Origin of the sequence: Intrasporangium chromatireducens Q5-1, assembly GCF_000576575.1 — a bacterium.
GTDB lineage: Bacteria > Actinomycetota > Actinomycetes > Actinomycetales > Dermatophilaceae > Intrasporangium_A > Intrasporangium_A chromatireducens.
Window position 1 is genome coordinate 1 of the sequence record NZ_AWQS01000156.1, and the last position, 9217, is coordinate 9217.

The 9217-nt window shown below is 68.7% G+C and carries 9 protein-coding genes; 6 read left to right on the forward strand and 3 right to left on the reverse strand.

Annotated features, from left to right (window positions below; genetic code table 11):
* The 3 genes from N864_RS15580 to N864_RS15590 all read left to right on the forward strand — a co-directional run.
* A partial coding sequence (locus N864_RS15580) for an ABC transporter permease (RefSeq protein WP_034718791.1) occupies positions 1-608 on the forward strand: 608 nt, incomplete at its 5' end.
* A complete protein-coding gene (locus N864_RS15585) occupies positions 605-1477 on the forward strand; it encodes an ABC transporter permease (protein ID WP_051518669.1) in 873 nt (290 codons plus the stop codon). The genes N864_RS15580 and N864_RS15585, both read left to right, overlap by 4 nt.
* A gap of 199 nt (positions 1478-1676) precedes the next feature.
* Positions 1677-2102 carry a DUF309 domain-containing protein gene (locus N864_RS15590; protein WP_034718794.1) on the forward strand — a complete coding sequence of 142 codons (426 nt, stop codon included), beginning with the start codon at positions 1677-1679 and terminating at the stop codon, positions 2100-2102.
* Positions 2103-2305: 203 nt separating this feature from the next.
* Here the strand turns inward: N864_RS15590 and N864_RS15595 are convergent, their stop codons facing one another.
* Positions 2306-4756 carry a heavy metal translocating P-type ATPase gene (locus N864_RS15595; protein WP_034718796.1) on the reverse strand — a complete coding sequence of 817 codons (2451 nt, stop codon included), beginning with the start codon at positions 4754-4756 and terminating at the stop codon, positions 2306-2308.
* Positions 4753-5043 (reverse strand): heavy-metal-associated domain-containing protein, encoded by a 291-nt coding sequence (locus tag N864_RS15600; RefSeq protein ID WP_051518670.1) that lies wholly within the window; start codon positions 5041-5043, stop codon positions 4753-4755. The genes N864_RS15595 and N864_RS15600 overlap by 4 nt, the downstream gene beginning before the upstream one ends.
* Positions 5044-5150: 107 nt before the next feature.
* Between N864_RS15600 and N864_RS15605 the strand changes: the two genes are divergently transcribed.
* Together N864_RS15605 and N864_RS15610 are read left to right on the forward strand one after the other, a co-directional pair.
* Complete coding sequence (locus tag N864_RS15605; protein ID WP_205620972.1) at positions 5151-5624, forward strand: MerR family DNA-binding protein; 474 nt, start codon at positions 5151-5153, stop codon at positions 5622-5624.
* Positions 5625-6146: 522 nt separating this feature from the next.
* The gene (locus N864_RS15610; protein WP_240474355.1) at positions 6147-7139 is read left to right on the forward strand and encodes an aldo/keto reductase; all 993 of its coding nucleotides are present in this window, start codon (positions 6147-6149) and stop codon (positions 7137-7139) included.
* A 175-nt stretch (positions 7140-7314) separates the two neighbouring features.
* Here N864_RS15610 and N864_RS15615 read toward each other — a convergent pair whose 3' ends face one another.
* Complete coding sequence (locus N864_RS15615) at positions 7315-7704, reverse strand: heavy metal-responsive transcriptional regulator (protein ID WP_034718798.1); 390 nt, start codon at positions 7702-7704, stop codon at positions 7315-7317.
* Positions 7705-7806: 102 nt separating this feature from the next.
* On the opposite strand from N864_RS15615, the gene merA reads away from it, so the two are divergent.
* The coding region (gene merA, locus N864_RS15620) for a mercury(II) reductase (RefSeq protein ID WP_034718800.1) at positions 7807-9217 on the forward strand (1411 nt) is incomplete at its 3' end.

The window sequence follows — 9217 nt, forward strand, 5'->3', positions numbered from 1 at the left end:
CCGCCCTGCTTGCGGTCACCCTCGCCCAGGCGGTCGCCATCAACGGGAGCGGAGCGATCGCCGAGGAGATCAACGGCGGCACCCTCGAGCAAACCCGACTCAGCCCCGCATCCGCCTATCTGCAGGTCACCGGCCGAATCGTCGCGCTTGCTGTCGAGGGGCTGCTCTCGGCAGCCGTCGCCGGGACAGTCCTGGTGCTCTGGTTCGGGCTGGACTACGCCGGACACCCGGCCGCGCTCCTCCCGGCGGCACTAACCGTGGTGGACCTTCTCGGCTACGGACTGCTGATCACCGCGCTCACCCTGCGGGTGGCCAGCATCGGTGCGATCACCCACGTGTTCAACATGGCCGTCATGTTCTTCGGCGGGATGCTGGTGCCGGTGACGGTGTTCCCCGGACCGATGGAGACCGTCAGTCACCTGATCCCCTCCTCCCTCGGAGTCGAGGCCTTCAACACCTCGCTGAGACACGGTCTGCGCGCCAGTTGGTCCGACGGCCCCCTGCTCTGGCTGCTGGTCCACACCGTCGCGCTGGTGGCTGCCGGCTACATCACCTACGGCGCCGCGTTGCGACGCGCTCTGCGACAAGGAGCGCTGAGTCCCCGATGACCACCCCCCTCACAGCCACGTCGCCAGACCCAACCTCGCCGTTGTCGGCTGGCGCCTACCAGAGCGCGGTCGGCAACGAGATCCGCAAAGGGTTCCGCTTCGCCTGGTCCGAGCGACTGCAGATCCTCATCGAACTGCCGATGTTCGCCGCGTTCGCCTTGCTACTCGGGCCTCTGCTGGGCCAAGGCGACCGGCTCGCCACGGGCACCGTCACCTGGACACTGGACAGCCACACCACCGCGATCCTGGTGGTCTGGTTCGTGCCATTCACATTCATGTACATGCAGGTCGTCAAGATGTTCTGGCGACTGCTCGGCGAGATCCAGGCGGGCACCATCGAGCAGGTCTTCCTCTCGCCGCTGCCCAGCTGGCTGGTCGTCGCCGTCGGAAGGATCGCCGCGGCATTCCTGGAGACCCTGTTCGTGGCCGCCGCCACCTACGGCATCGTGTCGGCGTTCGTGCGACTGGACATCGGCTGGGACCTCGCCGCACTGCTGCCACTTTTCCTCGGGATGGTGGCATCCATCGGGCTGTCGCTGATGATCGCCGGCGCTACGCTGGTGTGGAAGCGGATCCAGCTCGTCAACGACGCCGTGCTGATGCTGGTGATGATCTTCAGCGCCAGCGCCCTGCCGCTGATCGCCGTACCGAGCTGGTGGGCCACGATAAGCCACGTCTTCCCACTGACCGACGTCGTCGGCAGCCTCTACCGCACACTGTTCACCGACCAGCCCGCCTACACCGCCTGGGGACTGGGCGGGCTGATCCCGATGGGCGCCGTCTCGCTCGGCTACCTGGCCGCCGGGATCCTCGCTTTCGTGCTCGGTGAGCGCGCCGCCCGGCGCCGCGGCACGCTGGGCCGCTACTGACCTCGACGACGCCGCCGACAGGACGCCACCGATGGATCACAATGAACCGGTAACCGGCGACCACGCCCAGCACCAGCTCCCGCGACGCAGACCCTCGCCTCCTACGTGCGCCGCGCTGAGCTCGATGGGCGCCGTCGTGGTTCGAGAGTTGAAGTCGGCCGCCGTTGTCTCTGCGCGTGCGGCGCGACAGGGTGGGCCCATGGTGAGCAGGGACCGCGACGAAGAGGGCCGTCCACGCCAGGCCAGGCCTCGCGACGAGCTCGGCCGACCGCTGCCGTACGGCACCGCGGGGGTCGAGCCGGTCTCCGAAGACCCGTTGCCGCCCCTCGAGACGGTGCGGTTCGCCATCGAGCTGCTGGACCAGGGTCGGCCGTTCTCGGCACACGAGGTCTTCGAAGCCCGCTGGAAGGACGCCCCTGAGGACGAGCACGACCTCTGGCAGGGGCTAGCCCAGCTGTGCGTCGGACTGACCCACGCCCTGCGCGGCAACGACACCGGCGCCGGGCGACTGCTCGAGCGCGGCAACGCCCGGATCGAGCGCTACCTCGCATCCGGCGGTCCGACCTACGGGCTGGACCTGGCGGACTTCCGGACGCGGATCAACCGCGTGGCCGGAACCGACTGACATCGCCTATCCCTGTCGACCGAAACCGCGCCTCCACCGGGGCGGTGGCGGCCGGGGAACTCCCCGGTCAGGCGGTGCGCGATCGGCTCCAGCCGAGGCTCCAATACTCGGCACCACCAGGCCGGGCACCTCGGAACATGGCGGTTCTTCGTGATGGAGGGACTGGAATGAGGACATGGGACTTCTTGCAGAGGAAGGCGAGGTCAGGAGGGCTGGTGCTCCGGGGGGGCGCTGGTGCGGCGGGCGACGCTGCCGATCGCGTCGAACAGCAGGGAGGGACGTGCGCCGATTGAGTTGGCGAAGATGGCGGTGACCGAGGCGGCCATGGCGATCATCGCCCAGACCGGGTGGACCAGGCCGGTGGTGGCCAGGGGGATGCCGATGCCGTTGAAGGTGAACGCCAGGGCGACGTTGTGGCGGGTGCGCCGGTAGGCGGAGCGTGACAGGTCCCGGGCACCCAGGACGGCACCGAGGTCGTCGCGGACGATGATGACGTCGGCGGACTCCACCGCGATGTCGGTGCCGCCGCCCATCGCCACGCCGACGTCGGCCTGCATCAGGGCGGGGGCGTCGTTGATCCCGTCTCCGACCATGGCCACCCGGGCGCCGCCGGTCTGGAACTCCCGTACGATCGCGGCCTTGTCCTCGGGGAGCACCCCGGCCCGGACGTCGTCGATTCCCAGCTGGTCGGCGATGATCGCGGCCGTGCGGGGGTTGTCGCCGGTGACCAGGACCGGGGTGAGCCCGGTGGCTCTCAGTTGTGCGAGGGCCTCGCCGGCGTCCGTGCGTAGTTGGTCGCCGAGGGCGATCACCCCGAGGGCGGCCTGGTCGGCCGCGACGGCGACCACGGTGTGCCCGGCGTGTTCGAGCCGGGCAATGGACTCGGTGAGCGGTGCGAGGTCGACGCCGCGGTCGGTGAGGAGTTGAGGTCTGCCGACCAGGATGTCGCGGCCTTCGATCCGGGCGATAACGCCGAGACCGGTGAGCGAGGTGAAGTCCTGGGCCGTGGGCAGGATCAACCCGCCGTTCTCTGCGAAGGCCACGATGGCGCGGGCCAGCGGATGTTCGGAGGACGACTCCGCCGCGGCCGCGAGCCGCAGTAGGTTCTCCTCGTCGTCGAGCGCCTCGATCACCCGGACGTCGGGACGCCCCTCGGTCAGGGTGCCGGTCTTGTCGAGCAACACGACGCTGACTTGGCCGAAGGTCTGGAACGCCTCCCCGGTGCGCATGATGATGCCCCGGTCGGCGGCTTCCCCGGCGGCCCGGACGATCGCCAGCGGTGCGGCGATCCCGACCGCGCACGGGTAGCCCATGACCAGCACCCCGAGTGCGGCGAACACACCGCGGCGTACCTCCGGTTCCCCGGCGAGCGCCCCGCTGCCAGCCAGCCAGCCGATCAGCGCGAGGCCCGAGACGATCAGGACGGTCGGGGTGTAGATCCGCAGGATCCGGTCCACCAGGTGCAGGATGCCCGGTTTGAGGGCTCGGGCGTCCTCCACGTGGCGTACCACCTGGGCTAGGAAGCTCTCGGTGCCGACCCTGGTCGCGGTGACCAGCAGGCTGCCGGCGCCGTTGATCGATCCGCCGACCACCTCGTCGCCGGGGCCAACCTCGGCCGGCACCGGCTCCCCGGTCACCAGCGAGACGTCCACGACCGAGAAGCCCTCGCGGACCTGCCCATCGACCGGGATCCGCTCGCCGGGGCGGACCCGCACGAGGTCCCCCGCGTCGACCTGGCCGATCGGGACGTCGCGCTCGGCGCCGTCGCGGACGACGCGCGCGGTGTCGGGTTGGAGGTCGAGCAACTTCTTCACCGACTGGCTGGACCGGGTCTTGACCAGCAGCGAGAGCCACTCGGAGAAGATGTGGTAGTTCGCCACCAGCACGGTGACTGCGAAGAATGACGCGGTCGGGTAGTTGTCGAACACGCCGGACAGGCCGATCACTCCCCCGGTGATACCGGCGAACGCGCCTACCTCGAGCAGCACATGCTGGTTGAGGATCCCCCGTCGTGCGGCCTGGTAGGCCATCCGCAGGATGTGCGGCGCCACCGCGAAGACCACCACGAACGCGAGCACACCGGTCAACCACCCAGCTCCGGGTTCCCCGATCCATCCGACCGCTCGACCGGTGTAGAGCAACGCAGCCGGGGTGAGGACAGCCAACGACCCGAGCAGGGCCCGGGCCCGGCCGGCGGGTCGCAGCACGGCGTAGGAGACCGGCACCATCAGCGCGACGACAGACCCCGGCACCAGCAATGACCAGAGCCCCGAGACCGTGAGGATCAACGCGATTGCGGCGAGGCTCGCGGTGACCGCACCCAACAGCCGCACCCCCTCGCGGACCAGGTCAGCTTCCTCGTCCTCGAAGGGACGCAGCTTGCGCGGATCGTAGAGGTCGTAGCCGATGTCACGCAGCGTCCCCAGGATCTCCTCGGGGGTGATCACGGCCGTCTCGTAGTCGATCAACGCCTGCTCGTGGGTCAGGCTGACCGCGACCTGCTGCACCCCCGGCATCCGGCCCAGGGCCTTCTCGATGGTGCCGGTGCACAGCGAGCAGTGGAGACCCGCGATCCGGGCCCGGATCCGTGCTCGACCCTCGGTGCCACTGGGCTCAGCCGCCCACAGCTCGGAGACCTCCGCGCCGGCCGTCACCGGTCCCCCCGCTCGACCGGGACGCTGTCATTGTCGGTGTCGATGTTCGTGTCGGTGGCATTGTCGGCTTCGACGGTGTAGCCGGCCAGGACGATCCGCTCGACCAGCGCGCCGCGGTCCGTGCCCGTCGGGTCGAACCGCACCCGCACCTCACCCGTCAGGTGGTCGGCGGAGGCCTCCACGACCCCGTCCAGACGACGCAGCGCGGTACCGATCCGCTGCTCACAGCCGATACAGCTCATACCCTGCACCTGCAGTCTGAGGGCTCGCGGCTTGCTTTTCGCCATCGATGTTCGCCTCCTGGAATCGTCTTGCTCAACATGGACACGACTACCGTAGAACCTTGCCCCGGAGGTAAGGTCAAACCGATGCGTGATCACGCACGAGGAGGACGATGATGCAGCTCGTGACCGTCGGAGGTGCTGCCGAGCAGACCGGGCTCAGCGCCAAAGCGATCCGGCTTTACGAACGCAAGGGACTGCTCACCGAAGCCGAGCGGACCGAGGCCGGCTACCGCCTGTTCACCCCCGACGACATCGCGGTTCTGCACTTCATCCGACGCGCCAAGGCCCTCGACCTGGGGCTGGAGGAGATCAAGGACATCCTCGATCTCCAACGAGGTGGCGAGCAGCCCTGCCAACGGGCCACCGCGATGCTCGACGCCCACCTTGCCGACCTCGACCGGAAACTCGCCGACCTACGCAGGCTGCGCGAATCCCTGCGCAACGCACGTCGCGCCGCAGCCACCGCCCGACGCGACGGCAACCCCGCCGTTGTGTGCCAGATCATCGAATCCGCATCCACCTCACCCACGGTCGCTCACCCCAAGGGGCGCCGGCCGGGCGCCCGCCCGCGTCGAAGAGACTGAACCCGCACCCCCTGCCTCGACGAGCTCGGCTACCTCCCTTCTCCACGCGGTACCGCGCTCCTATCTATCGGGCTGCCATCATCTGCGGCGTGCCAGGTCGAGTGCGTCGAGGTTCTTCTGGTCGGCTTCGGGCGCGCTGAGGAGGGGCCGTACTGTCCACTCGATCTACGGGCCGACTACGCACGACCCGGCCGATGAGGCATGGGTCCAGAAGGTCCTCCCGGTGCACGATGTGGACCATCGCTACACGCACCTGGTCGAAACGTGGAACCGCGACCTCGTCGCCCAGCCGCGGACGGGGCGGCCGTCGCGCTGGGAGGCGACTGGGCGATGGCGTGCGAACCCTGACCAGCCAGACCCGCAGCCGGCTCCTCGGCTGACGAGCACCGACTACTGCACCGATCCGCAGAGCCCGGATCAATGACGACGTCCGACGTCCGAAGACGTCGACGACGAACGGCTCTCATGCGGTGGGCGGCTTGCGCGCTCTTCCCCCATGTTTGCAAGGATCGCGGCAAGAAAATGACCCTAGAGGAGATCGCTGTGCAGTATCGGGAACTGGGCAAGACCGGCCTGACAGTGTCCGCGCTCGGCTACGGCGCTTGGGGCATCGGCGGCGCCGGGTGGGTCGGCGCCGAGGACGACGAGTCGCTGCGGGCCCTGGAACGGGGCATCGACCTTGGAGTGAACTTCATCGATACCGCGCGCGGCTACGGCGAGAGTGAGCGGCTTGTCGGGGAAGTGGTACGGCGCCACCCGGGCCAGGATCTGTACGTGGCGACCAAGGTGCCACCGAAGAACGGCACATTCCCCGCACCGCGTGGTCTCGATCCGGCAAAGGCGTTCCCCGGGGACCACATCCGTTCCAGCGTGGAGGAGAGCCTGCGGGTCTCGGGCCTGGAGGCGTTCGACGTCTTCCAGTTCCATGTCTGGAGCGACGAGTGGGTCGGCCGGGGCGACTGGTTGGAGACGGTCAGTGACCTGAAGCAGCAGGGGAAGATTCGCGCCTTCGGTGTCTCGATCAACGACTTCCAGCCCGATAGTGCGCTGGAGCTCATCGGGTCCGGCGTCGTCGACACCGTCCAGGTCATCTTCAACGTCTTCCACCAGCAGCCAGAAGAGCGGCTCCTCCCGGCCTGTGCCGAGCACGGTGTCGGGGTGATCGTGCGGGTTGCGCTGGACGAGGGCGGTCTGACAGGCCGCATCACGGCGGATACCCGGTTTCCCGACGGCGACTTCCGCAACGGCTACTTTCGCGGCGACCGGCCGGCGCAGGTCGAGCAGCGCATCAAGGCGCTGGATGAGGACCTCGGGATCTCCGCTGACCAGACGGCGGATCTGGCCCTGCGCTACGTGCTGGAGTCGCCAGCGGTTTCTACGGTGATCGCAGGCATGCGCACCGTCCGCAACGTCGAGCGAAATGCCGCGACCATGGACGGCCGTCGACTGTCGGCCGCGCAGTTGGACACTCTGAAGAGGCACCGCTGGGAACGGAACTGGTACCTCGGGGACTGACCACCCGCTTCAACGACCAACCACCCTTCCGAATGTCGCAATGGATCTGCGGCCACCGGCCCGAATCCGTAGAAGCCGTGCACGATCTGGACGAGCTGGATCAGCACGGCGATTCCGCACCCGATCACCTCGCGTCCGACCCGTCACCCTCACCGCAGCCAACCTCGCCTACGGCCTATAGATAGCGGCAGACCTGGTCGGGGTTGCAAGACTCGGGTTCGGGCTCGGCCGCCTGGTCGCGTAGGTCGGCGATGGTGTCGCGCAGCGCGGTGAGTTGGGCGAGCTGTTGCTCGATTTCCGTCAGGCGTGCGTCGAGCAGGTCGCGGACGTGGCCGCAGGGCGCTTGTCCTCGATCTCGGATGTCGAGGATCTGTCGGATCTGCATGAGCGTGAGGCCGGCCGCCTGGCCTCGGTGGATGAAGTCGATCCGTGCGACGGTCTCACTCGTGTATTCGCGGTAGCCGGCCGGGGTGCGCTCAGCCGGCGGCAGCAGCCCTTGGTCTTCGTAGAACCGCAGCGTCTTGGCGGTGGTGCCGGCCGTCTCGGCGATCTCCCCGATCCGCATCGCGCCTCCTGTGTCACGGGTCTCCCTTGACCTTCCCCTGTACTGGAAGGTCCAGTATCGCCTCATCAAGCGATTTTCCCAACCGACCGGGGAGGTACTGGGATGGGTACGACGTATGACCTTGCCGTGATCGGGTCGGGTGGCGCGGCGTTTGCCGCCGCCATCCGCACAACCACGCTGGGCAAGTCGGTGGTGATGGTCGAGCGGGGCACATTCGGCGGGACCTGCGTGAACACCGGGTGCGTGCCGTCGAAGGCGCTGATCGCCGCCGCCGAGGCCCGGCACGTCGCCGCGGACGCGAGCGTCCGGTTCCCAGGGATCGCCACTGCTGTGGACGCCGTGGACATGCCGGCGCTGGTGGGCGGCAAGCAAGACCTGGTCGAGGCCCTGCGGGGCGAGAAGTACGTTGACGTCGCCGAGTCCTACGGGTGGCGGGTGGTCACAGGCGATGCTGCTTTCGACGGCACACCCGACGCGCCCCTTCTGCGGGTGACGGCACCCGACGGAAACCTCGAAACCGTCGAGGCCGCCCACTATCTGGTCGCCACCGGCGCCCGGCCCTGGGCACCGGTCATCGAGGGCCTCGAGGAGGTCGGGTATCTGACCTCGACGTCGGCGATGGAGCTGAGCGAGGTCCCCGAGTCACTGTTGGTGCTCGGTGGCGGCTACGTGGCGCTGGAGCAGGCCCAGCTGTTCGCCCGCCTCGGCTCCCAGGTGACTTTGCTGGTGCGTTCGCGGCTGGCGTCGAGGGAGGAGCCGGAGGTCTCCAAGACGCTGCAGGAGGTGTTCGCCGACGAAGGGATCCGGGTGGTCCGCCGCGCAGTGCCCACCCGCGCGACCCGGGACACCGCCACCGGGCAGGTCGTCGTCACCGCGGACGTCTCCGGTGGGGAGCAGGAGTTCCGCGCCGACCAGATCCTGGTCGCGCTGGGTCGCCGTCCGGTCACCGATGGACTGAACCTGGAGACGGTGGAGGTCAAGACCGGCGATCTCGGCCAGATCGTGGTCACCGACCAGCTCCAATCCTCCAACCCTCGCGTCTGGGCCGCGGGCGACGTCACCGGTCATCCCGAGTTCGTGTACGTCGCGGCCCACCACGGCGCGATGGTGGCCGAGAACGCGTTCACCGACGCCGACCGATCGGTCGAGTACAGCCGGCTGCCGCGGGTGACGTTCACCAGCCCGGCGATCGGGGCGGTCGGGTTGACCGAGGAACAGGTCCTCGCCGCCGGGATCCGCTGCGAGTGCCGCGTCCTTCCGCTGGACTCGGTGCCCCGCGCGCTGGTCAACCGAGACACCCGGGGCTTCATCAAGATGGTCGCCAACGCTGAGACCGGCGAGATCCTCGGACTCACCGCGGTCAGCAAGGACGCCGGCGAACTCGCCGCCGCCGGGGTACACATCCTCGGCAAGACCATCGCCGAGGTCGCGGACGCATGGGCGCCCTACCTGACCATGGCCGAGGGCATCCGGATCGCCGCCAAGGCCTTCACCACCGACATCTCGCAGCTGT